Origin of the sequence: Campylobacter sp., from assembly GCF_052170435.1 — a bacterium.
Lineage (GTDB): Bacteria > Campylobacterota > Campylobacteria > Campylobacterales > Campylobacteraceae > Campylobacter_A.
On sequence record NZ_JBQNAN010000008.1, the window covers coordinates 58,268 to 81,888 of the forward strand.

Here is a 23,621-nt window from a genome sequence, read left to right on the forward strand (position 1 = left end):
TTATTTTTTGAGCAGCTCTTCTACTAGCTGCGCCATGCCGTCGATTGAGCTGATGGACTTCGTCATGATGAGGTATTTGCCGTTTACGACAAAGGCCGGCACGCCTTGGATCTTGGCTACGTCGTAGCTCTCGGCCCATTTTTTAAGCAGTTCGGCGACCTTTGGATCCTCTAGCTTTTTTTGATAGTCCGCTTCGCTGATACCCGCCGCGTCAAGCCCCGTCTTTAAAAACGCAGCCTCGTCCTTACCGTCGCTCCAGCGTTGCTTTTGATCGTGATAGGCTTTGTAGTAGGCAAATTTTGCTTTTTTAAACAGCGAGTTTTCATCTAGTAGGCTTACGCCCTTTTCCTCGTCCATCACGGCTAAAACGGCAAAAATTTTACTCGCCGCCTCGCCGTATTCGCCCTTGGTTTTTAGATGAAACGGCACGTATTTTAGCCCCGCGACCTTTTCTACGACCTTTGGCGTGACGGTTTTGTCGTATTTGTAGCAAAACGGGCAAGCGTAGCTAAAGACCTTAACTAGCGTGTTTTGCTCGACTGATAGCGGTTTTTCGAGCTTTACGTAGTCCTCGCCCTCGGTAAACGCGGCTGCGCTAAGGGCGCCAAACATCGCGACTGCTAAAAAGCCTTTGCTAAATTTAGAAAGTAGGTTCATGGAGTGCTCCTTAAAATGATTTCGTTTGGGTTAATTTTATATCCTCTCGCCGCCGCAAAACTCACGCTAAGATAAATTTTAGATTAAATTCGTAAAATTTGGGCTAAATTTTAGCGAAAAATATAAAAATTTGAATTATTTTTTGGATTTAAGCTATTTATAATAATAGCGTGATTTTTACGTTAGAAATATTCAATAAAATTACGGCAATGAAACGATTTATCATTATAAAGGAGAAAAGATGAAAAGAACTCTCTCGTCAGTCGCCCTAGCTGCGGCGTTACTCGGCGGTCTAAGCACGGCCGCGCTAGCTATCGGCGGACCTAGCGGCTCGCACATCGACTACGGCATCCCGGGCAAGATCGGCGAAGTGGTCGTAAACCCGTACGACACCGCGCCTCTAACGGCGGTGATCAAAAACGGCGGCTACACGCTAGCAAACGCAAAAGTCACTATCGTGCCAAAACCGGGCGGTCAAGTTATCAGCTATAAGGTCGCCGATAAGCACCTTCGCACGCACGGCGGAATCCCTGTTTTTGGGCTCTACCCCGACTATCAAAATACCGTCGAGGTCGAGTACGATAAAATTTATAAAGGTCAAACCGAGCACGTAAAAGAAAGCTATAAAATTTATGCGCCTGCGATCTATTTGGAGAGCTCGGGCATGCCGTCTCAAAAGGGCGCGCTGTTTGACAAAATCGAAGTCGTAAAGGCTCCGAGCGCGAAATTTGCTAACCGCCTTTACTACGTAAATAACTTCGTAAATAAAACCGGCAAGGGCACAAAAGTCGTGTGGAACAACCCGGCTGGCGGCGCGATCGAGTGGAACTATAGCCCGAACAACTTCGTGCTGGACACCAAAGGCGAAGTGCGCTGGTATCTGGAACCGAGTAAAATTTACGATCTCAAACAGCCTTTTAGCGCGGGCGTCATGATGGGCTTTAAACAAAACGACGACGGCGCGATGACGTGGGGATACGGCCAAAGATACGCCAAATACGACATAATGGGACGCGAAATCTTTAACCGCGAGCTACCTGCGGGCTACAACGACTTCTCGCACTCGCTAGATGTGGCGCAAAACGGGCATTATTTCCTGCGCGCGGCAAACGCCAACTATAAACGCGCCGACGGCAAAAACGTCCGCACCGTGCGCGACGTCATTGTCGAGGTCGATAGAGACGGCAACGTCGTAGATGATTTTAGATTATATGAAATCCTAGATCCGTACCGCGACATCGTGCTAAAAACGCTCGATCAGGGCGCGGTGTGCCTAAATATCGACGCTAGCAAGGCTGGTCACACCGCGAGCACGGACGAGCTAGCCGCGATGGATACGAACGAAAAATGGGGCGACATCGTGGGTTCGGGCCCTGGACGCAACTGGGCGCACGTAAATAGCGTGGATTATGATCCAAGCGACGATAGCATCATCATCTCCAGCCGCCACCAAGACGCCGTCATCAAGATCGGCCGCGACAAAAAAGTCAAATGGATAATGGGCGCGCACAAAGGCTGGAAGGATCAGTTTAAAGGCTACTTGCTCCAGCCCGTAGATAAAGACGGCAAAAAGATCGTCTGCGAGGACGAGTACTCAAAATGCCCTGGCTACGAGAGCGAGAAGGGCGGATTTGACTGGCAGTGGACGCAGCATACGGCTTTCCGAATCGACAGCAAGTCTAAAAAAGGGCTCGTCTATCTAACCGTATTTGATAACGGCGACACACGCGGCATGGAGCAGCCTGCGATGGCGGGTATGAAATACTCCCGCGCGGTCGTCTATAAAATCGACGAAAAAGCTAAAACCGTCGAGCAGGTCTGGGAGTACGGCAAACAGCGCGGCAGCGAGTGGTACAGCTCGGTTACTTCGCTAGCGCAGTATCAAGACGATCTTGATAGCGTGATGGTCTACTCGGCGGTCGCGGGCATGCAGTTTGACATCGCCAAGGGTCGTCCGGTCGGCGTGCCTAGCCCTCACATCAACGAGTTTGAATGGGGCGCTAAAGAGCCTAGCATCGAAATCAAAATGACCAATGCGATGGGCTATCAGGCGTTTCCGTTTAGCCTAGAAAAGGCGTTTGAGAAGTAAAATTTAGCGGCTCCCGGCCGGTGCGCTTCGGGGCCGCTTTTTGGTAAGTTTGGATTTTGCGCTTGCGGCCGGGTTAAATTTGCCCGCTCAAATTTGACGGGTCGCAGGCTTTAAATTTAGATCAAATTCGATCTTGCAAGAGGTAAAATTTAGGCTCGCGTTTCCATCCTTTGCGCTAGTCTAAATCTTACCTTTTCCTGCCAAGCGTTTAGGAAAATAGGACTCCGAAAGACAATAGCAACGCCTGAACGCTTGGATTTTAGTAAAATGTCGCCTAGATTTTGCCACTGCTTAAATTTACCCGTTTGCTTCATAAATTTCGCTTTGAATTTTCAAATTTACATCCTTGTTGCCGTAAAACCGATATAATCAACAAAAACGACGGAGGCGAAAAATGCAAAAATTTGTCGAGCAAAAATTTATCGGCGAGCGCGCGATGTTTGGCGCAAAGGACGCGGAGTTTGAGCGGTGCGGGTTCGCAGCAGGCGAGTCGCCGCTAAAGCACGGGCAAAATTTGCGCCTAAAAAACTGCACTTTCGAGTGGAAATATCCGCTGTGGTATACCAAAAACGTCGCCGTGGAGGGCGGATTTTTGATGCAGATGGCGCGCGCGGGCATCTGGTATGCGCGGGACGTGAGCTTTAAAGATACGCTAATCCAGGCGCCAAAATCCTTTCGCAGATGCCAAAACGTGAGGCTAGAAAACGTAAATTTGACCCAAGCCGAGGAGACGCTGTGGAGCTGCGCGGACGTGGAGATAAAAAACGTCTGCGCGCGCGGGGATTATTTTGCGATGAACTGCGAAAACGTGCGCGTTTACGGACTAAATTTGGACGGGAACTACGGCTTTGACGGCTGTAAAAACGTGCTCGTCGAGGATAGCAAACTGCTTAGCAAAGACGCCTTTTGGAACTGCGAGAACGTGACCGTGCGAAATAGCTTCATCAGCGGCGAATACCTCGCGTGGAACAGCAAAAACGTGACCTTTGAAAACTGCGTGATAGAAAGCTTACAAGGGCTTTGCTACGTGCAAAATCTCGTGCTGCGCGGCTGCCGGACGCTAGATACCACGCTAGCCTTTGAGTATTCAAGCGTGGACGTAGAAATTTTAGGCGGCATAGCTAGCGTGAAAAACCCGCTTTCAGGCGTGATAAGGGCAAGGGAGATAGGCGAAATAATAATGCAAAAAGAGTGCGTAGATCCTGCCGCGACTAGGATTATTTTAGAAAAATAGCAGTTTTTGCCATATATTTCGCCCTATAGTTTTATATTCAAATTTGACCCTAAACGACTCAAAAAGCTTCAGAAAAAGTGCGTAAATTTGACCGTAAGTAGGGCTAAATTTGGCGATGAGTATTAAATTTTAAAGATATTTTTGCTACACTCAGCAAATTTTATAAAAAAGGATGCCAAATGAACCCTTCCGAATTTATCTGGATGGATGGAAAATTAGTCAAATGGGAGGACGCTAAAGTCCATGTCCTAACCCACTCGCTTCACTATGCAAACGCCGTATTTGAGGGCACGAGAGCCTATATGACGGATAAGGGCTTAGCGATATTTCGCCTTAGCGATCACACCGCGCGCCTACTAAAATCAGCCAAAATGACGATCCTAAACGTCAAATACACGCAAAAAGAGCTTGAAGACGCGCAGGTCGAGCTACTTCGCGCAAATAAATTTAAATCAAACGTCTATCTACGCCCGATCGTTTATCTAGGCTACGGCGTGATGGGTCTAGCTCACACTAAAGCTCCCGTAAATACCGCAATCGCCGCATGGGAGTGGGGTGCGTATCTAGGCGAAGAGGGCCTAAAAAAAGGCATCCGCGTGAAAATTTCAAGCTTTGCCAAACTAAACGTCGGCGGCCAAATGAGCCGCGCGAAATCAAGCTCGAACTACCTCTGCTCGCAAATGGCAAACTACGAGGCCAAAGAGGCGGGTTACGACGAGGCGCTGCTGCTTGATAGCGAGGGCTACATCTCAGAGGGGCCGGGCGAGTGCTTTTTCATCGTGGAAAACGGCGTACTCATCACTCCTCCAAACGATAGCAGCCTAGCTAGCATTACGCAAGACACCGTCATCAAAATCGCTCGCGACCTAGGTATCGAAGTGCGCAGAGAGCGCATCACTCGCGACCGCGCATACACTGCGGACGAGGCGTTTTTCACGGGTACGGCGGCCGAGGTCACTCCGATAAGCGACATCGACAACCGCGTTATCGGCGCGGGCGAGCGCGGAGCGGTAACTAAACGCCTACAAGACGCGTATTTTGACGTAGTTTACGGACGCAATCCAAAATACGCCTCGATGCTAACTTACATTTAAGGAACGAAATGCCAGCAGATTTGAACGATTATTTTAATAAAAAACGAGGCTCCGGCGGCGGAGACGATAACGGCGGCGAGAGCAAGGGGCCAAAAGTAAATTTTAAAACGCCTGATTTTAAAGGGTTCGGCAAAATTTCGGCCTTTGCCTACGTCATCATCGCGCTCGTGGCTGTGATCGCGCTCACGCAACCTTTCGTCACGATAAACTCGGGCGAAGTGGGCATCAAGTCAAATTTGGGTAAATACGACCCGTCTCCGATGCAGCCGGGACTACACTTCTTTATCCCGTTTTTGCAAAAGGTCATCGTAGTCGATACGCGCGTTCGCCTCATCAACTACACGTCTGGCGAAGATATGGGAGAAGCGGCGCAAAAGTACGGAGCGCAGGCTCAAGCCGGCATCATCCGCAAAAACTCGATCTCCGTTTTGGACGCGAGAAACTTGCCCGTCAGCATCGACATCACCGTGCAGTACCGCTTAAATCCAGAAAACGCGCCTCAAACGATCGCGTCTTGGGGTCTTAGCTGGGAAAACAAGATCGTTGATCCCGTCGTGCGCGACGTCGTGCGCAGTATCGCGGGTAAATACACCGCCGAGGAGCTTCCGACGAAGCGAAACGACCTAGCCACGGCTATCGACGAGGGTATCCGCAAGGACATCGACGCTCAGCCGAATAAACCTGTCGAGCTGCTAACCGTGCAGCTGCGCGAGATCATCCTACCTGAAAAGGTAAAAGAGCAGATCGAACGCGTACAAATCGCTAAACAAGAGGCCGAGCGAACCAAATACGAAGTAGAGCGCGCAAATCAAGAGGCACTCAAAAAAGCGGCCCTCGCAGAAGGTACGGCAAAGGCCGCCATCATCGAAGCTCAGGGCCGTGCGGATGCCGCTAAGATCGAAGCCGACGCGCAAGCCTACGCAAACAAAGAGGTCGCAAAAAGCCTCGATCAAAATTTGCTAAATTTAAAACAGATCGAGACGCAGGCTAAATTTAACGAGGCGCTACGCGAAAACAACGACGCGAAGATATTTTTAACGCCTGGTGGGGCGGTGCCGAATATCTGGGTGGATACGAAGGATAAGGCGAAGCAAAGCGCGATAACGCAATAACTTTTGCTTGGAGCGGCTCGCCTCGCGAGCGTCTTTAACGGAGCTAGTAAAAATTTAGCTCGGCGGACTACCTTGTCCAGCCCACGCTAAATTTTTACGTCGCTTCTGCTTGCGGTTGCGACCGCAAGGGAAGCAAAGCCCTTTCTCGCTTTAGCGTTACGAGCATAGCGAAGTAAAAATCCATCTCGCGATACTTTGCCTTGACTCTTTACGCTCAAATTTGAAGTCAAATTTGGCTAAATTTATAAATTTAACTTCAAATTTTACCCACCGAGACCCGTATCTTGAAAACGTCAAATTTGCCCCCTTGTAAAATTTAAAACCGTGCGGCGCATTAGTGCCGGATAAACCTGCGCATAGCGCAGCAACTTCTCACGTGCAGTGGGGTTAGAGAGGGCTTCTGCGTCGCTACGCTAGCAGCTGCAAGCAGACCGTAAGTAGTTCTGCTTGCAGTTACGAACCACAGGCGAAGTAAAGCCCCTTCCTCTCCCAAAGGAAAGAAAAAGAAAACTGTAGAGTAAAATCGGAATATAATTTAAACCCTTCCGCTTAACAAAGAAATAAAATAGTTTTTAATGATGCGACAAATTTGAAAAACAAATTTAGCACCATAAAGTTGTGGGTCTCGGCGAGCAAAATTAAAAAATTCGCTAAATTTAAGACGATTGGCGGTAAAATCCCTCGTATAGCTAAAATTTGCTTGCGCGCGAAGCCAAATCCGCGGCCGAAAAGGAAATAAAATGAAAATAGATTGGGAAAAAGTGGGCGGCCTTTTGCCCGCCGTCGTGCAAGAAAGCTCGAGCGGCGAGGTTTTGATGCTTGCTTATATGAACGAAGAGGCGCTAAATTTGAGCCTAAAAACGGGCTTTGCGCACTATTTTTCGCGCACGAAAAACCGTATCTGGAAAAAGGGCGAGGAGAGCGGAAATACGCAGGCGATAGATGAGATTTTCCTCGACTGCGACAACGATACGATCTTACTCAAAGTCGTTCAAAACGGCGGCGTAGCGTGTCACACCGGCGCAAAATCGTGCTTTTTTAGAAAGATTTCTGGAGACGGCGGCGAGTCAAATTTAACCAGCGCCGACGAGCAAAATTTGATGCAAGAGCAAAATTTAAACCAAGCCAAAAAGCCGATCTACGGCATAATCGACGATGTTTATCACGCGATATTAGACCGCAAGCTAAACGCCGATCCGCAGACTTCATACGTCGCTAGCCTGTTTAAAAAGGGCGAAAACGCGATCCTAAAAAAGGTCGGCGAGGAGGCTACGGAGCTAGTGATGGCGTGCAAGGACGCCTCGGCGCGCAAAAACGAAACTGCGCAGTTTAACTCTGCTGCAAACGGCGGTCAAATTTCATCAAATTTGACCCAAAACCAAAACGAAAATTTCGCTAAAATTTCAAACGAAAACGCCGCAAATCAAAACAGCCAAACCGAGACGTCTCAAAACCAAAAGCCAAAAACGCCGACCGAGGAGATCATCTACGAGGCGGCCGATCTATGCTTTCACTCGTTAGTGGCGCTGGCGCTGCACGGCATTCACCCTGACCGCATCAAAGCCGAGCTCGCGCGCCGTTTCGGACTAAGCGGTATCGAGGAAAAAAACTCGCGAAAAGGCTAGGTCGGTCAAATTTGGCACGCTTTATGCAGGCGGACTACAAATTTGGCTCGCCGCAAGGCAAACGAAGCAAAGAGGCAAGATGATAAATGAACTAAAACAAGGCCTGAATTTCTATCTGACGCACCTTAGCTGGGTGGATTTTGCCGCCTATATCTGGATGTTTTTGACCTTTTTAGCGCTCGTTTCGCTTTGCGTTTATATCGCGTCAAAGTCCTATTTTGCGGGCTTTGCGCTGATGATCGTCACTATAGCGGGACTTGGATGCGGGGCGTATTTTATGCCTAAGCTTTTAGACGAAAATCTGCGAACCCGCTCGCTCGAGCTAGTCTCAACCAAGCAGCTTGAGTACTCAAACACGCTGCTTGTGGATCTGCGCCTAACAAACCTCTCGAAAAAGCCGTTTAACTACTGCAAGATCGGCCTTAGCTTTTATAAAAACTCGGGCAATACGCTACGCCGATACGCAAACGAGCTAAAGCCGTTTTTGAGAGAAAATATCGTGCTAAAAGACGCGCTAGACGTAAATACAACGCGCGAGATCACGCACGCGGTAAATAATTTTCGCGCACAGGACTACAACGTCACGACAAGCTCGGAGTGTTTTTGATGGAAGGGTATTTTAACGTATTTCACTTCATCGCGATTGCGGTTTTGGCGCTACTATCGATGCTTTTTGCGCTGATATCACGCGGCGAAAAAAACCCGAAATTTTTTAAAATTTACGTCGCGATAAACGTCGTATCTACGCTGATGCTTGGATATTTTTTCATGATGATCGTGGATAAATACACCAAAAAGGCCGTGCTCATGGAGTTTTCCGGCCACCGCGTGCTAAGAAACGAAACCATCGTGTTTAAGGGCTCGCTGCGAAATACGGGCGAGTTTAGCATCGCAAACTGCGATCTGACCGTGAAACTCATCAACAACCCCGTGAGTAAGGAGACGATCGCCGGCTCTATCTTTAAGCCTAGCGGATTATCGCTCTTTTCGCGCGGCGACGAACGCTCAAACGTCGCGGAGATCACCGCTAGCGTCGCTAAAAATATCGCGCCTAAACAAATACGAAATTTTAGCGTTTCGATGCCGTATCCGTCGTACTTCGCAAATACCCAAACGATAACGAAGCTGGAGTGCAGGTAGGCGCGGGCAAATTTGCCCGAATGCTCTACTTTTTATCAAAAAATATAAAAATTTTTATGCCCGCCTTGTCGATATTTTTACCAAGTTTTCTAAGGAAATGCGCTTTTGACTCATTTATTTGCGAGTCTATTTTGGGCAGTATGTTTATGAAATTTTGAGCAAATTTGCCGTAAAATACGAAACAAAAACGCATAAAAAGATAAATCCCAGTGCCAGGGCAAACCTCGCCATCCCTTCCACTAAGCAGCCTAAAATCAAATAAACAAAGATCAGTGCCGCGCAAACTAGCGGAGTGCGCTGGAAATACTCGTATCTAGTGTCGGCGGTTCGTTTTATGTCTGAGATTTTGCTGATTTTTTGCTGCGTTTGAATTTACGAGATACTCGATTTTGCCGTTCTTAAAGCAAACGAGCCTATAATACTCAAATACGATAGGCGAAATCAAAAGTGGGGTGCAAAAAAGAGCCTTTATGATTTTCTCTTCGCTAGTCGGGAAATAAATTAACATCAAAATTATCAACGGCACAGATGCTATGGAAGTTATGAAAGCAAATTAGGGATTATAATCTTTGATAATTAGTGGCTTCTTATCGTAATCTCTCGCAAATTTTGTATTAAAATTTGGATAGTTTGAACTATCGGTATTTTTTATTTGCCCGCTTATCTTCAAATTTGTCCCTTTGAAATTCTAATTTATCATTGTCTGTTTTTGGAATTTTACTATTTTTTGTTGATTATGCAAATTTACAAATACTTTCCTAATTTATTTAGGAGTTAGGCGAAACAAATCAGAAAATTATTTTTACCCTCTTCGTGCTTGTATTTTAAGGTATGGCCGTGTTTTTTAAAAATTTGATTTGCTATATAAAGCCCAAGGCCAAGTCCTGAATTTGACGTCTCTACTTTTCTGTTAAAAGCTCTTTCAAAATCAAGTCTTTCCGGTTCAAGCTCGTCTCCCGTGCTGCTTATGCAGACGGCGTTTTTATCTATATTTACAAGGACTTTGCCGCTAGAGTATTTTAAGGCATTATCGATCAAATTTTTAACTCCGGTCGCATAAAGCTCAAAATCAACCTCAACCGCGCTTATTTCCCCATCTGCTCGCACTTCTATGCGGCTCGTGTCTTTTAGTAAAAGCATATCTACCGAGTGATCGACGATGTCTATGACTCGGTGTTTATTTTTCTTAAGCTCCCATTCGTTGGATACTAGTTTTTCTACTTTGACGACTTCGCCCAGTATCATTTCAAGCCTTATAAAAATTTGTTTTAATCTACTTTTAAATTTATCGTCTTGTAAGATTTCGGCTATCATATCCGCCATGATCCGCCCTTTCATTATCGGGTTGCGAAATTCGTGCAAGATATTGCGTAAAAATAGCGCTCTGGCCTGTTTTATCGCATCTATTTTTTGCATCGTCGTGTTAAATTCGCTAGCGATTTGGCCTATTTCATCATTTGCTTCTACTTTTAGCAGTTTAAATTTATCTTCTTCTCCCGCTCTTCTTATCATATTTTTTAAATTTCTGAGTCTCAGCAATTTTTTTAAGACGACTATGAAAAAGGCCGCCATTACGATATTTACTATAAGCCAAAGTATCCAAATGTTATGCGAAGAAATTTCTTCTAAATTTTCTAAAGGCACATCGTTTTTTGCAATGTCATCTTCGCTTGATATATTAAGCCCTGCCGCATCCATAATGCGCGAAAACATTTTAGGATCTATAGAAGAAAATCTAGGTACAAAATAAAACTTTTTGTTATACCTTATCATATCGGTATACGAGTCGCTAAAAATTTTTTCGCCGCCTTGCCTGATCTTAGTAGGATCAAGTTCGCTATTTTTAAGGCCGATTTGCGCTAGCTGCTTAGCTGCGTTACCTTCTACTTGTCCTCGTATACGCATACCCAACATAAAGCGCTCATAAGTAAGGTACTCCGCATCTCTTACCTGCCTTTTTGATTCGATGAAAAATGCTAAATTTACGACAACTAATGCAGCAAAAAAGAAAAAAGATATTAGCTTGATTATGGATATATTACGCATTGATAAATTTATACCCTATACCGCGCACGGGGTGAATGAATCGCGGATTTTTAGGATCGTCTCCTATTTTTTGACGCAACCGTCCTATGGCCACATCGATACTTTTTAGCCCGCTTTGAAATTTCGCCTGACCCAAATTTAACAAAATATCCTCTCTTGGTATAACCATCCCCTCTTTTTCATAAAGGTAGATAAAGATGTCAAATTCCGCTTTCGTTAGCGCTATCTCCTCTTTGTTTTTTATGACGATACGCCTTTGTTTATCGACGCAAAAGGTTTTGGAGTCGTTGCTAGTTTGTATTCCTCGGCGAAGTATCGCCCTTAGCCTAAATGCAAGCTCTATAGGCTCGTACGGCTTTGCCATATAGTCATCCGCCCCAAGCTCAAAGCCCTTTATCTTATCTAGCGTTTCGCTGCGAGCCGATGAGATGATGATAGGTAGCGACGGGTAGCTATGCCTTACGTGCTTGCATACTTCAAGGCCGTCCATGTCGGGCAAACCAAGATCAAGTACCAATGCATCAAAAGTATTTTTTTCGTTTAAAATTTCAAGCCCTTTAAGCGGATTTGTAGCTATAGTTACGCCAATCTCGCTTTTTGCCAATGCAAATTTTAAAAGCTCGGCTAGTTCAAAGTCGTCTTCTATAAGTAAAACTTCTATCATGGCAGTGATTATATCAAATTTAAAATTTAAAACTAAAAAATATTTTTTAGTTAATGTTACCAAAATCTTACCGTTTTTGATAGGCCTACGTGTTATGATTTCGCTCATAAATCCAAAGATGATGGTGCAAAAATTTAAAGGAGGTTAAGGTGAAAACATGTTTTTTGACGATGGACAAGAGTAAATTTGCTCTTAGCTTGGCTGCGCTTATGGCTATGACGACCTGTGCAAGTGCAAATGAAAGTTTGGTGGAGGCTTTGCAGGCAAGCACGATGGGCGCGACAGTATTTTCATACTACGATATGGACTCGACCGAGTACTTCCCGCCGGCTAGCAGAACAAATAGAATTCGCGAGCATATCGGCGGCCTCGGTGCCGAGCTTAGATTTTTAACCGGCTCATACTACGGCTTTAGGCTGGGTCTTACGGCTCAGGGTTTGGTAAATTTCGGTCCATCAAAGGCTGCAAAAGATTATTTTGCATACGACTGGAATAGCGAAGGCATAGCTCTTTCAGAAGCCTACTTGGGATATGAAAATGAATATATCGACCTTAAAATCGGCCGTCAGTACTACAACTCAAAATACACAGGCCTAGTGCCGCCGCTTGTGGCTACAAACACGGACGTGGGCTACAAAGAGGCATTTGAGGGCGTGAGCGCTAGGATAAAGCTTGATAGCATCGATACCGTTATCGGCCTAGCCGACTTTTGGAAATTTGCCGGCAGATCAAGCGCCGTAACGGGCGGCGATCACGGCGCACCAAGATTTAAAGATAGAGTTATCATCGGCGGCTTTGGGCCTTACGCTTATAAATTTGACAACATCTTTAACTCGTTTGTAACATATAGCGGCCTTCCCGGCGTCTCGCTCGCGGCTGGTTATGCAAACGTATCTAGTCTTGAATACGACGACGCGGCTAATTCAAAGGGCGATATAAATTTCTACTTCGCAGCAGCTGGCTACAAAACGCCTACGCTTTTTGAAAACGCGGTAGTCGGCATAGATTTTATGTATAAAGGCTCAAGAACAAACGGTACTTTAAAAGAGAATTTCGACTTTAACGGCAACTACTATGCAGGCATGATAGGGCTTTATAATGCTTACGGCGTCGATCTTAGATACGCATACTCAACCGTTAGCAAAAATCAAATGGCGCTTCAAGGCATAGGAAACGACGTTGGGTCATTTACGGCTACTCCGATCTATGGTCCATTTTTATTTATGAATTTTGCTGGTATGAATTTACATAAATTTAGCGCAGGCTACGACTTTAGCAACGTAGGCGTCGAGGGTCTTAGAGTAGACGCTGACTACTGGTATGGCAAACAGCGCAACGGCAGCAACGTCAGATCAGGCGGCTTACACGGTCAAGCGCCGGGAACTAGGATAGACGTAGAGGGCTGGGACGTGCAAGTAACCTACAAAGTCCCTGCAGTTAAGGGTCTAAAACTATCAGCTATCTATGAAACTATGGATAGAAAGCTAAAGTATACCAACGGCGGCTCTAACGGCAAGACAAGAGACGAAGAGCTTTGGCTAAGAGCCTCTTACGACTTTGATATATTAAAATAAAATTTGAAGCAAGGAGTATAAAATGGTAGAAAATAACGAACTATCACGCCGCTCGTTTTTAAAACGTAGCGGAGCGCTCACGCTTGGCTCGGTTGTGGCTGGATCTGCGCTACTAACAGGCTGTGATAACCCGAACAATCATCTCATCCATCCAAAAAAGGAAGTCGCAAAAGCCCCTGAAGTGCCAAAATGGCTGGGCGTCGAGCCGCAAATTTCAGACAAAGATATAAAAGAGACGCTTGAAACCGATGTTCTTATCATCGGCGCCGGCGTTTCAGGACTTCACGCTGCACGCGCTGCTACTGAAAAAGGTGCTAGAGTCATCGTTCTGGAAAAAGCCGGTCGATTTCAAGTTAGAAGCGGTCAGTACGGCACTCTAGGCAATAAATTTCAAAGAGAGCTTGGTATCAAATATGACAAGCACGCAGCTATTAATGAACACTTAAAACAAATGGGATACCGTGCCGATCAGCGTGTGTGGAACTACTGGGCAGATCACAGCGGCGAGGACTTCGACTGGATGATAGAGCTTGCTCCTGCGATAAATTTTATGAGAGAGACCGACACACAGCTTGATAGAAGCAAGATAAATTTGATACTTATGCACTATCCGCTCCCAGCTGGATACGACCCAAGCAAAGAAAACAGCCCAAGCTACCCAACTGTTATGACCTTTTTGCCTAGCCAAGAGCCAATGATGGAGCTAGTTTATGAAAAGTCTATAAAACAAGGCGCAAAATATATCTTTAAAACTCGCGCAAAAAAACTACTCCGTGATAAAACAACTGGCAAGATGCAAGGAGCGATCGCTCAAGATATGGCTGATGGCTCATATATCAAGATAAATGCTAAGTCAGTGATACTAGCCACAGGGGACTATATGAACGATCACGAAATGGTAAAGACATTTGTGCCATGGGTGGCAAATTTCTTCTGTCCATTTCCAAATAAGGACTATAAAAACAACCCTACAAATACAGGTGACGGACACAAGCTTGGCTCATGGATAGGCGCAAAGCTAGAAGATGGACCTCATGCACCAGTCGCTCACACACTTGGCGGACCGCTTGGCGTTGATGCATTTTTACTAACAAATGCAAATGGAGAGCGCTTTACAAACGAAGATCTAAGTGGTCAGCAAGTCACCCAACCGCTCTCTCGCCAACCGGGAGGCTTTGGCTGGCAGGTATTTGACTCTAAATTTCCAGAGCAAGTAGGCCTAATGGGTGTATCACACGGCAGCGTCAATCACTGCGTAGCACCAGAAGACAATCCAAAGCTTCCACCTGACTGCCAGTGGGCGATAGGCAAAACATCATATATATCAGTAAAAGATCTTGAAGCAATGCCTGATGTCTTTAAAGCAAACAGCATAGAAGAGCTTGCCGGTATGCTATATCCTGATAACCAAAAGGCGCAAACGCAGTTTTTAGCCACCATAAAACGTTACAACGAGCTATGCGACAAAGGTTACGATGATGACTTTGGCAAGATAGCTAAAAGGATGTTTCCAGTCCGCCATGCACCATTTTACGCTGGTAAGATGGGCGTAGGTGCTAGCTTAGTCGTTATGGGAGGTTTTACCGTAGAGCCAAGTACCGCAAATGTGCTAGATACCGACTATAACAAAATCTCGGGACTTTATGCCTGCGGTAATGTTATGGGCGGACGCTTTTTGGGTGATTATCCAGTAGTTTTAGCTGGCACTAGCCACGGAACATGTCTATGCTATGGACGTTTAGCTGGTTATCAAGCTGCGGCAAACGCAAAAGGAGTACAAGCATGAGCAAGAGAAAAAAATATACGACAATAGGGCTAATAGTAGCTGCTATCGTTGGCTTTATAGCTTTTCATCAGATAGAAGCGGCCAGCCACAAGGCTGAATTTTGCATCATATGTCACAACATGCAGCCAGAGTACGACTCTTATACAAAGGGAAATTTGCTAGCTAAAAAGCATAACGACGCAAATGTAACATGCCACGACTGCCACACTCCAACTATAGGTGAGCAGCTAAATGAGGTTAGAATGTATGCAACTGGCGACTTTGAGACACCAACAAAACAAAGGGGCTTTACTAACGAGCAATGCACCAGCTGTCACAAGATAGCTGATATCAGGAAAAAGACCGCACACTACGGCCCATCTAACCCACATGAAGGCACTCACAATAAAGACAACGAAATGCTTCAGTGTCAGTCATGCCACGCCGTGCATCATCCGCAAAAGCTAAATACTTGTATGTCTTGCCACCCGATAGACTGGAAGGTAGATAGTAGCTGGAAGATGTATCCGCCTAGCGAAAAATAATCTTTAATCCGCCTCGTTTGTGGCGGATTTATCTCCTCTGTAAATATAAATGGCTCAAGATAAGTTAAACTGTATAAATCTAAGCTGCTATATAGCCAGGTTGTATACTTTTGGTATTTTTATATGGTACCGTGATTTTAAGATTGTATATTAGATTAAGGTAAATTTGGGTTTATGGGAAAATTTGCTTTTAGATATTAAAAAAGAATAGCCTCTAAAATCTTTTAACCAATGTCTTTAAATTATTTGCTTACATGCTTTACGATATCTTTTAGTACTAGCGGTATTACGTCGCCGTGTCCTTGCCCTTCATAGATTTTAAATTCGTATTTGACGCCCGACTTTTTTAGAATTTCAGCTAGATCTGCCGCCTTTAGTATATTTTCTTTGTCTGTTTTGCCCGCCCTTTTTTCTAATTCTCCTACGCTAAGTCTTATAAAGCTCGCCTTTAATCTAATTTTTAGTTTGCCGTCGTTATCTAAGGCCTCCTTTATAATTTTTGAATCTCCCCACCAAAGAGACGGAGAAGCTATAAAAAACTCATCGAATATACCGTCGTTTTGTAAAAGCGAATAAACTAAAAATAGTCCGCCAAAAGAGTGGCCGTAAAATATTTTTTCGCTATTTTTTATATCGTATTCCTTATCTACAAACGGTATTAGTCTCTCTTTTATAAATTTATAAAATTTGTCCGCACTGCCGCCTTGCTCGTATTCGCCACCTTGGGCTAACGGCGTTAAGTCCTTTGTTCGCCTTGCGGTATCGTAAGCTAGCGGCGTATCGTATCCGACGCCTATGATAAGCGGCACGCTACCGCTAGAAGTAAAATTTTTAAATAAATTAAGCAACACGGAAAATTGCGCATTCGCATCGAGCATAAAAATCGCTTTTGGATAAACGTTGCGGTTTTTCGGAACGGCTTGAAAAATTTTATATATTTCTCCGTCCGCGCTTTCTAGCATGGAGTATTTTACATCAAAAAGCCGATAAACGCTTTCATCTATCGGCTCTATGTACTGAGTAGGCTTTGCGCTGGCTGCAGCAATCATAATCAAAGCTCCCAAAAATAATTTAACAATCCTTACCACTTCGCGCTTACCTTAAACCAAAATCTCCTGCCCTCTTCAGGATACCAGTAGTAGTTGCCGTCATCGGCCATCCCCTCGTCGTAGCGGATATTATCAAAGATATTGTAGGCGGTCAAATTTAAGCTTAAATTTTTATTTACCTCCCAGCTAGCACCCAAATCGACAGTAAAAAGCTTTTTGTCGTTTTCGCTTACTTTATTGCCGGGACCGAATTTGACGCTGGTTAGCTCGCTCTCGTAGTTTGCCCCGGCAAAGGTGCTAACGCTTGCGATAGGCTTATAGGTAAGCGTCAAATTTGCCGCGTGCTCGGGCGTTGCGGTCAGAGATTTGCCATCTAGTCGGCTAAGATTGGTCTGGCTAAATTTGACCGGGCCGTTTGGGGTATTGATCGTCGGGTCGCCGGTTTTGATTTTGGAGTTGTTGTATGTGTAGTTGCCGCGCAAATTTAGATTTTTTAGTATGTCGTAGTCTGCGCTAAGCTCGATGCCCCAGACGTCGGCACCGTCGATGTTAAAGTAAGTTCCCCAGCCCGGGCAGTTTACGTGCGGAGCCGTAGCGCATGAGCCAAATGCCGGAATACGGTTTATGCTGCTGCCGTCGGTATCTAGGATTTTATCTTTAAACTCGTTTCTAAATAGAGTAACCGAACCTCTAAAATCGTCGCCGCTATCGTAGTAAGCGCCGATTTCATAAGTTAGGCTCTTTTCGGGTTTTAGGTCTGCGTTACCGAAGTCTACTATCCTCCAGCCGCCTTGTATGGTGCCGACTTCCGGCGAGATTTGATTGACGTCTGGCGTCTTATATCCTGTCGCTACGCCGCCTTTTAGCGTCCAGTTGTCGCTTAGATTGTAAACTAGATACGCACGCGGCGAGAGATGATCGTCGAAAAATTCGTTATGCGTGAAGCGGCCGCCCAGCGTCAAATAAAGCTTGTCGTCTAAAATTTCCCACTCGTCTTCTAAAAATGCCGCATGCTCTTTCATGGAGTAGGCTTTCGGGTTTCGCAGCACGCTTCTGCTTGAATTTGATACGATAAATGTGGTTTTAACCGTCTGCTTACTGAAATCATAGCCGAAAGTTAGCGTATGCGAATCTAGGAAGGTGCTAAATTTGGAGTTAAAGTTGTGGTTTTTGACATCGGCCGGCGTTAAGCTATCAAAGAGGCTCGTTCGCTTCGTTTGGTCATAAATGTAGCTCACGTCGGCATTTAAATTTTCAAAATTTCCCAGGTATCCTACTCCGTAGCTATCTTTTTTATAGTCGTAGCTATTTAGCAGCCTGTTTGTCCTTACGGTTGCCGTCTTGCCGACGGTCCTAGAGTATTCGTGGCGTTCTTGGGAGGTTAGGATATAAAATTTATTGTATTCGTCGGGCGTGATCCATAGTTTGGCGCTAAAGTTTTTCTTATCGCTTTCTTGATAGCCGCCCGGATAGCTATCCTCATCGCGTAATTTTTTGTAGCCCCAGAGCTGAAGGCCGAGGTATTTGTTAAGAAGCGGAAAGTTAAGATAAAAGTCCGCTTGGCGCTGCGAGCCGATGCCGCTATGAGCCTGCGCGATACCGGATATACTCACGGAGCCGCTAAATTTATCGAAATTTTTCTTCGTGATGATATTTATGACTCCGCCCACGGCATCGCTACCGTAAAGCGAGCTCATCGGTCCTCTGATGATCTCGATGCGCTCTATCGCCTCAACCGGCGGGATAAAATTTGAGTTCATATCGCCGGCGCCACCTTTTGGATTGGCCGCGCTTGAATTTACTCTTTTGCCGTCTATGAGAACTAGCGTTTGCGAACCTTCCATGCCGCGGATCGAGATACCGCTGGCGGGTCCGTCCTCGCCCCCTATAACACTAACTCCCGGAGCTTTTGAGGCGATAGAGTGAAGCGATGTGAAGCTATCTTTTGCCAGGTCGTCATTTTTTACTATTGATATGCTGGCGGGTGCGTTTTTAATGCTTTGCGAAAAACCGCTAGCAGTGACTACGACCTCTTCTAAATTTATATTATCTACGGCTTGTAAATTTATTGCGCATACTAGCGAAACGATAGACGCAAAAGCTTTATTTTTTGAAACAATCATATAAAATCCTTTGGAATACTTAATATTGATTTAAGTTATCAATTTTTCTTCGCGAATAATAACTAATATGGAATAAATTTAATATTAATTATCGTATACAGATAGAATTTGCCGCTAAAGGCTCGGCGGTCAATTTAAAGAGATGTGTTTGGGGCATTTTTTAAAGCTTATAAAAGGATGCTAAATTTGAAATTTTATCCATCCCGCAGTCAAAGCCAAGTTGTTGACACTAAGTTTTTAGCTTTTGAGGCGCGATGGATGAAGCAGTTTTAAAATCAGTAAAAAACGATAGGATAACCTATCGTTTTTTGCGTTTTAATTAAAAATTATAGTGAAAATTCACCATAAACGATCTCTCGTCGCCTAGCCTCGAGCTTGAGCGCCAGTATTTTTTATCAAAGAGGTTGTTTATTGCTAGCGTCATTTGCGCATGCTCGGTGAAGCTATATCCCGCACTCACGTCCACTCTGGCAAAGCCCGGCAAGTGTTGTTCTTGGATTCTACCGCCGCTAGTAGAGTAGGAGTAACGTTTGGAGTAGCCGGTAACGCCGCTTTCTACGTACCATTTGTCGGCATTTACGTAGCGTAAAAAGACGTTACCTTGCCAGCGCGTGGTTTCATTTAGATTAAGCCCTTCGTTTAGCGAGTTTGAGTTGTCTTTGGTAACCTTAGCGTTCGTGTAGCCAAGCGAGCTGCGCAGGTATAAATTCTCGTAAATTTGCCCTAGCACGTTTAGCTCGATACCGCGGCTGCGCTCTTTGCCGCGTACCGCCCAAGTATATGGATCGTTTGTAGGGTCTGGCTGATAGCGGATATTTTTGTGTTCGATCTGAAAGACCGCGACGTTTGAGCTAAATTTATTATCCGCCCAAGTGCTTTTTAGTCCGACTTCGTACTGGACGTTGTTTTGCGGTTTTAGATCAAGCTTTGACGTATCTTCGGTGCTGATGCCGATGTTGCCTCTACCGCCGTAGGGCGCAAAGCTCTGCGAATACGAGACGTAAGCGGTGTGATCGGTCGCAAAGTCCCATAAAAAGCCGACTCTAGGGCTAAACGAGTCGCCGGTGTAGCTGTTTGTTTGGCCTCTTATGTTTCTGGTTTTAAATTTGTAAAAATCAAACCTACCGCCTAGCATCAACCTGTACGTGTCGTCAAGACTGATTAGATCCTCGAAAAACACGCCGTGATTGATCGCGCGGTGTTTGTTATCGGTCGTGAGCGGGACGTTTCTGTTTGACGCCCAGCTACCCCTAGATGCGTACGGGTCGATATCTTGCGTATGGGTTCTGCTATACCAGAGCCTTGGATGGCGAGTTTCGATGCTGTTATCGTAGCCGACTGCTATGTTGTGCTTAAATCTCTCGAAATTTAGCTCCTTAGTAAGCGTAAAGGCGTTTGAGATAGTTTCGTTATCCGTTTCTTGCTTTGCGTAGTTTTGTCTTAATTTATTGCCGCTAATGATTGATCCGCCGTAATAGTGGTCGAAATTTTGGCTAGCTTTTCTGTATCCAAAAACCCATTTTAAATTTAACTCTTTTGCTAACTCGGCATTTAACTCCGTGCGGAAAAAGTGCAGTCTATCCTCCACGAAGTCGCCCTCGTGAGAAAAGCCCTTTTTGTAGTCGATGCCTAGCTTATCGTAGACGGCCTTGGTCGGAGTTCTATCGGGTACTCTCCAGGCGTTGTCGTACGTATACTGCGCCTCAAAGCTTACGTCGCCGCTTTGATTGGTTACGATGACGCTAGGGCTTATCATAAAATTTTTATATTTTATGCCTTCGCGCCACGATTTGCCGCGCTCGCCGTCGGTAGTTAGGCGTACGGCTAGTTGATTATTTACTGCGTGGTTTACATCTGCGCCAAGCCCCCATCTACTCCAGCTGCCGTATCTACCCGAGACCTTATAAACTGGGGTAAAATTTGCCTTTTTGCTGACTAAATTTACGACCGCGCCGCCGCCGCTCCTGCCGTATAGGATAGAAGCTGGTCCTTTTAAAATCTCGACGCGCTCGACGTTTGCAGTGCTGCGCCTGATCTGACCCGAGTCTCTCACGCCGTCTCTATATATATCTCCGCCGTCTACGCTAAAGCCTCTTATTTTTATACTCTCGCCGCGCATGTCGTAGCCTGCATCTATGCCGGCGTTTCCTTCTAGGATACTAGAAAGATCGTTCGTGCCGTAGTTGCGATTTTTTTGGATATCGATGGTTTCTATGGTTTGAGGCGTTTGCTTGTTGCTAAGTCCGTTTCTGTTTACTTCCGCGCTATCGTAGGTTATATAGCCTTTAAGGTTATCTTGCTCGGAAATGCCTTCGACTTCGACGCTTGGAAGCATCACCGAGTAGCCGTCCGTCTTTGTGTCTGCAACGGCAAAAGTAGCTAAAATAGCGACTGAAGCAAAAATACTAGGTCTCATTATTCTCCCTTGATTTTAAAATAAAAACAAGAGTATATATCAATAGTGCTTAAATAATTATTTATAAATCATTTTATCATATACTAGCCATTGCGTATAGCGTGTTTTTATCGTTTGAGCAGAGGTTAATTTTTAAAATCTGAAAAGTAATGCATTTTAAATTTGTGATCTTAAAACCTAACGAAACTATTTTTATTTTTTAACGCTCGTGATATTTTTGGGGAACAATAATTTTTATAAAATTATATTGGAATTACAAACAGTTTAAATTTTTGCTACATAAATTATTGACTAAAACCTTATTTTTAATCATTGAAAATCATTATATATTTCTGTATAATTGCCCGTTAATAATTTTTAAAGGAGTTTAAATGCAGAGAAAAATCGTGCTTAGCCTCGCTTTGGTCGGCGTTTTGGCCGCCGCGCAAAACGAAGTAGAGCTAAAATCGCTAGAAGGCGTAACCGTCACGGCGCAAAGATCGTCTCAAAGCGTAGACGAGATAAGCAAAAGCGTCTCGGTAGTAGATAAAGAGACCATAGAAAGAAAGCTTGGCAAAAGCGTACCCGACCTAATCAGCGAGGCGCCGGGAGCCTCTATCGTAAACGAAGGCATGGACTCAGGTACCGTAAACGTGCGAGGTTTTAGCTCGTCTGATTACCGCGTGCCGATGTTTGTAGACGGGCTTAGATTTAGAGGTAGGCCGGCGTTTGAGTATTCGATATTTACGCCCGATCAAATCGAAAGGATAGAGATAATAAGAGGTCCCGCTAGCACGCTTTACGGCACGGACGCGTTTGGCGGCATAGTAAATTTAGTCACCAAAAGAGCTAGCGGAGACGTGCACGGCGACTGGGCGTTATCGGACACTTATCTTAGCACCCAGTACCAAAGCGCGAACAAAGGCGTACAAAACCGCTTACAACTCGGCGTAGTCGGACACGGGTTTGACGCATTGCTGGGCTTAAACTACAAACACGGCAAGGACTACGACACTCCGGCGGGCAAAATCCCAAACACAAGGTATAACTACCGAAGCCTTGATTTTAAAGGCGGATACAGCTTTGCCGATTTTCACAGACTTGAGCTCGTAACTAGATACACCGAGTCCGAGCGCGGCGTAGTCGGTACGGCGGTCGGCGCTCCCGGAACGGCGAATAAAAAAGGCTTTCAAAAATACATAAAAGAAGCGCCTCTTAGAGAAAAATACGTAGCGCTAAACTACGAAGGCAACATAAACGATAAATTTATATTAGATTCTAGCTTGTATTACAGAGAGCTTTATACACACCTAAATATAAGGCCGTATATCGGAGCTATGTCGCCTAGACAAGTCGATAACTACGTAAACGGCCCGAAGGTCTACGGCGGCAAATTTATCGGCAAATTTATAGGCGACAGCCTAACCCAAACCTACGGCGTAGATTTTTATTACGAGGACTGGGATAGCGTGTATCAAAGCGTAAACAAAGGCCCTAGCGTACGCAACAGGCTAAGAACCAAACAGCTTGACGTCGCTGGGTTTGGATTGCTTGAATACGCATTTAGCAACGACGCGATTTTGAGCGCAAATTTACGCTACGACCGCATAAAAACGTCCTTTGATATGGATAGCTCGATGAGCCCCGCCGTAAAAGCCTTATACGAAAATGCCAACGATAGAAAAGACGGCAGAGCCAGCTACGGCCTGGGGCTTATTTATCCCGTCGTCGGAGGGCTTGAGTTCGTAGGAAATTTCTCGACTTCGTTTAGGGCTCCTATGAGCGGCGAAGTCGCCCCGATACTTACGTTTTCAGGTAGCGAGGCGTATCTGCCAAACCCTGATCTAAATATCGAAAAAGGCGTTACCTACGAGGCCGGACTTCGCTATACGGATAAAGCGCTTAGATCAAATTTGATATTTTACACGGGAGATTATAAAGACCTGATCGTCGAGCGAAACTGGCAAAGCGGCGGCGTGACCTACTATCAGTCGCAAAACGTAAATAGGGCCAAGATAAGCGGAGCGGAGTTTGACCTCGCTTATAAAATTTTATCAAATTTGGAGTTTAAAACAAATCTTGCCTACACGCGCGGCAAAAATAAGCAAACCGGCAAGCCGCTTCCGGAGATCGCTCCGCTTAGCGGACACGTAGCCGTTTCTTATTCGCCGGAGTTTTTGGCAAATTCTTACATAGAGTATAGCGGCGACTGGGCGGCGAGAAAGACGCGTATAGATGATAGCGTAGAGCGCGAGCGAGCGGGATATTTCGTGCATAACCTATACTTTGGCAAGAGCCTTGGCAAACTAGGCTTCTTAAAAGATTTTAGCCTGAATTTCGGCGTCGAAAATATCTTTGACAAAGAGTACGCCCCAAGCCTAAGCTACGAGCTAATCAGCCAGCCTAGAAGCGCTAGCAACCCGCTCATAAATCCGGGCAGAAATTTCAAACTAGGCTTTAAGGCTAGCTTTTAAAATTTAAATTTGCCGAGCGGGTTTTAACAAGCCCG

Annotated in this window: 18 protein-coding genes; 11 read left to right on the forward strand and 7 right to left on the reverse strand. The window is 45.4% G+C overall.

Going from position 1 to position 23,621, the window contains the following annotated elements; all coding sequences use genetic code 11:
- Positions 1-657, reverse strand: coding sequence for a thiol:disulfide interchange protein DsbA/DsbL (locus ACTTJF_RS04950; RefSeq protein ID WP_442551008.1), 657 nt, complete (start codon positions 655-657; stop codon positions 1-3).
- Positions 658-898: 241 nt separating this feature from the next.
- On the opposite strand from ACTTJF_RS04950, the gene ACTTJF_RS04955 reads away from it, so the two are divergent.
- Positions 899-2,746: an aryl-sulfate sulfotransferase gene (locus ACTTJF_RS04955; RefSeq protein WP_442551009.1), complete on the forward strand. Its 1,848-nt coding sequence runs from the start codon at positions 899-901 to the stop codon at positions 2,744-2,746.
- Positions 2,747-2,895: 149 nt separating this feature from the next.
- Here ACTTJF_RS04955 and ACTTJF_RS04960 read toward each other — a convergent pair whose 3' ends face one another.
- Positions 2,896-3,060, reverse strand: coding sequence for a hypothetical protein (locus tag ACTTJF_RS04960; protein WP_442551010.1), 165 nt, complete (start codon positions 3,058-3,060; stop codon positions 2,896-2,898).
- A gap of 80 nt (positions 3,061-3,140) precedes the next feature.
- Here ACTTJF_RS04960 and ACTTJF_RS04965 point away from each other — a divergent pair, with 80 nt between their 5' ends.
- From ACTTJF_RS04965 to ACTTJF_RS04990, 6 genes are all read left to right on the forward strand, one after another.
- The gene (locus tag ACTTJF_RS04965) at positions 3,141-3,980 is read left to right on the forward strand and encodes a DUF3737 family protein (RefSeq protein WP_442551011.1); all 840 of its coding nucleotides are present in this window, start codon (positions 3,141-3,143) and stop codon (positions 3,978-3,980) included.
- Between the two features lie 179 nt (positions 3,981-4,159).
- Positions 4,160-5,074, forward strand: coding sequence for a branched-chain-amino-acid transaminase (gene ilvE, locus ACTTJF_RS04970; protein ID WP_442551012.1), 915 nt, complete (start codon positions 4,160-4,162; stop codon positions 5,072-5,074).
- An 8-nt stretch (positions 5,075-5,082) separates the two neighbouring features.
- Positions 5,083-6,186: an SPFH domain-containing protein gene (locus tag ACTTJF_RS04975; RefSeq protein WP_442551013.1), complete on the forward strand. Its 1,104-nt coding sequence runs from the start codon at positions 5,083-5,085 to the stop codon at positions 6,184-6,186.
- A 740-nt stretch (positions 6,187-6,926) separates the two neighbouring features.
- Positions 6,927-7,811, forward strand: coding sequence for a bifunctional phosphoribosyl-AMP cyclohydrolase/phosphoribosyl-ATP diphosphatase HisIE (hisIE, locus tag ACTTJF_RS04980; RefSeq protein WP_442551014.1), 885 nt, complete (start codon positions 6,927-6,929; stop codon positions 7,809-7,811).
- A gap of 79 nt (positions 7,812-7,890) precedes the next feature.
- On the forward strand, positions 7,891-8,418 hold the full coding sequence (locus ACTTJF_RS04985) for a DUF2393 family protein (protein ID WP_442551015.1): 528 nt from the start codon (positions 7,891-7,893) through the stop codon (positions 8,416-8,418).
- Positions 8,418-8,951 (forward strand): DUF2393 family protein, encoded by a 534-nt coding sequence (locus ACTTJF_RS04990; protein WP_442551016.1) that lies wholly within the window; start codon positions 8,418-8,420, stop codon positions 8,949-8,951. The genes ACTTJF_RS04985 and ACTTJF_RS04990 overlap by 1 nt, the downstream gene beginning before the upstream one ends.
- 774 nt (positions 8,952-9,725) lie before the next feature.
- On the opposite strand, the gene ACTTJF_RS04995 is transcribed toward ACTTJF_RS04990, so the two are convergent.
- Positions 9,726-10,997, reverse strand: a complete 1,272-nt coding sequence (locus ACTTJF_RS04995) for an ArsS family sensor histidine kinase (RefSeq protein WP_442551017.1) — start codon at positions 10,995-10,997, stop codon at positions 9,726-9,728.
- Complete coding sequence (locus ACTTJF_RS05000) at positions 10,990-11,661, reverse strand: response regulator transcription factor (RefSeq protein ID WP_442551018.1); 672 nt, start codon at positions 11,659-11,661, stop codon at positions 10,990-10,992. The genes ACTTJF_RS04995 and ACTTJF_RS05000 overlap by 8 nt, the downstream gene beginning before the upstream one ends.
- 149 nt (positions 11,662-11,810) lie before the next feature.
- On the opposite strand from ACTTJF_RS05000, the gene ACTTJF_RS05005 reads away from it, so the two are divergent.
- From ACTTJF_RS05005 to ACTTJF_RS05015, 3 genes are read left to right on the forward strand one after another with little or no spacing between them, the layout of a single operon-like run.
- Positions 11,811-13,235 carry an OprD family outer membrane porin gene (locus ACTTJF_RS05005; RefSeq protein WP_442551019.1) on the forward strand — a complete coding sequence of 475 codons (1,425 nt, stop codon included), beginning with the start codon at positions 11,811-11,813 and terminating at the stop codon, positions 13,233-13,235.
- A 22-nt stretch (positions 13,236-13,257) separates the two neighbouring features.
- The gene (locus tag ACTTJF_RS05010; protein ID WP_442551020.1) at positions 13,258-15,021 is read left to right on the forward strand and encodes an FAD-dependent oxidoreductase; all 1,764 of its coding nucleotides are present in this window, start codon (positions 13,258-13,260) and stop codon (positions 15,019-15,021) included.
- Positions 15,018-15,545: a cytochrome c3 family protein gene (locus ACTTJF_RS05015; RefSeq protein ID WP_442551021.1), complete on the forward strand. Its 528-nt coding sequence runs from the start codon at positions 15,018-15,020 to the stop codon at positions 15,543-15,545. Before ACTTJF_RS05010 ends, ACTTJF_RS05015 begins: the two co-directional genes overlap by 4 nt.
- A gap of 242 nt (positions 15,546-15,787) precedes the next feature.
- Here the strand turns inward: ACTTJF_RS05015 and ACTTJF_RS05020 are convergent, their stop codons facing one another.
- From ACTTJF_RS05020 to ACTTJF_RS05030, 3 genes are all read right to left on the reverse strand, one after another.
- Positions 15,788-16,594: an alpha/beta hydrolase gene (locus ACTTJF_RS05020; protein ID WP_442551022.1), complete on the reverse strand. Its 807-nt coding sequence runs from the start codon at positions 16,592-16,594 to the stop codon at positions 15,788-15,790.
- A gap of 32 nt (positions 16,595-16,626) precedes the next feature.
- Positions 16,627-18,717, reverse strand: a complete 2,091-nt coding sequence (locus ACTTJF_RS05025) for a TonB-dependent receptor domain-containing protein (protein ID WP_442551023.1) — start codon at positions 18,715-18,717, stop codon at positions 16,627-16,629.
- Between the two features lie 319 nt (positions 18,718-19,036).
- Positions 19,037-21,133, reverse strand: a complete 2,097-nt coding sequence (locus tag ACTTJF_RS05030) for a TonB-dependent receptor (RefSeq protein WP_442551024.1) — start codon at positions 21,131-21,133, stop codon at positions 19,037-19,039.
- Positions 21,134-21,504: 371 nt separating this feature from the next.
- Here ACTTJF_RS05030 and ACTTJF_RS05035 point away from each other — a divergent pair, with 371 nt between their 5' ends.
- The gene (locus ACTTJF_RS05035) at positions 21,505-23,586 is read left to right on the forward strand and encodes a TonB-dependent receptor (RefSeq protein WP_442551025.1); all 2,082 of its coding nucleotides are present in this window, start codon (positions 21,505-21,507) and stop codon (positions 23,584-23,586) included.
- Positions 23,587-23,621 lie beyond the last annotated feature (35 nt).

Coding starts and splice junctions, on each gene's coding strand:
- ACTTJF_RS04960 (WP_442551010.1), bottom strand. CDS start 3,060: ATGAAGCAAACGGGTAAATTTAAGCAGTGGCAAAATCTAGGCGACATT.
- ACTTJF_RS05015 (WP_442551021.1), top strand. CDS start 15,018: ATGAGCAAGAGAAAAAAATATACGACAATAGGGCTAATAGTAGCTGCT.
- ACTTJF_RS04995 (WP_442551017.1), bottom strand. CDS start 10,997: ATGCGTAATATATCCATAATCAAGCTAATATCTTTTTTCTTTTTTGCT.
- ACTTJF_RS04985 (WP_442551015.1), top strand. CDS start 7,891: ATGATAAATGAACTAAAACAAGGCCTGAATTTCTATCTGACGCACCTT.
- ACTTJF_RS04955 (WP_442551009.1), top strand. CDS start 899: ATGAAAAGAACTCTCTCGTCAGTCGCCCTAGCTGCGGCGTTACTCGGC.
- ACTTJF_RS05035 (WP_442551025.1), top strand. CDS start 21,505: ATGCAGAGAAAAATCGTGCTTAGCCTCGCTTTGGTCGGCGTTTTGGCC.
- ACTTJF_RS04975 (WP_442551013.1), top strand. CDS start 5,083: ATGCCAGCAGATTTGAACGATTATTTTAATAAAAAACGAGGCTCCGGC.
- ACTTJF_RS04950 (WP_442551008.1), bottom strand. CDS start 657: ATGAACCTACTTTCTAAATTTAGCAAAGGCTTTTTAGCAGTCGCGATG.
- ilvE (WP_442551012.1), top strand. CDS start 4,160: ATGAACCCTTCCGAATTTATCTGGATGGATGGAAAATTAGTCAAATGG.
- ACTTJF_RS05010 (WP_442551020.1), top strand. CDS start 13,258: ATGGTAGAAAATAACGAACTATCACGCCGCTCGTTTTTAAAACGTAGC.
- ACTTJF_RS05030 (WP_442551024.1), bottom strand. CDS start 21,133: ATGAGACCTAGTATTTTTGCTTCAGTCGCTATTTTAGCTACTTTTGCC.
- ACTTJF_RS04965 (WP_442551011.1), top strand. CDS start 3,141: ATGCAAAAATTTGTCGAGCAAAAATTTATCGGCGAGCGCGCGATGTTT.
- ACTTJF_RS05025 (WP_442551023.1), bottom strand. CDS start 18,717: ATGATTGTTTCAAAAAATAAAGCTTTTGCGTCTATCGTTTCGCTAGTA.
- hisIE (WP_442551014.1), top strand. CDS start 6,927: ATGAAAATAGATTGGGAAAAAGTGGGCGGCCTTTTGCCCGCCGTCGTG.
- ACTTJF_RS04990 (WP_442551016.1), top strand. CDS start 8,418: ATGGAAGGGTATTTTAACGTATTTCACTTCATCGCGATTGCGGTTTTG.
- ACTTJF_RS05020 (WP_442551022.1), bottom strand. CDS start 16,594: ATGATTGCTGCAGCCAGCGCAAAGCCTACTCAGTACATAGAGCCGATA.
- ACTTJF_RS05000 (WP_442551018.1), bottom strand. CDS start 11,661: ATGATAGAAGTTTTACTTATAGAAGACGACTTTGAACTAGCCGAGCTT.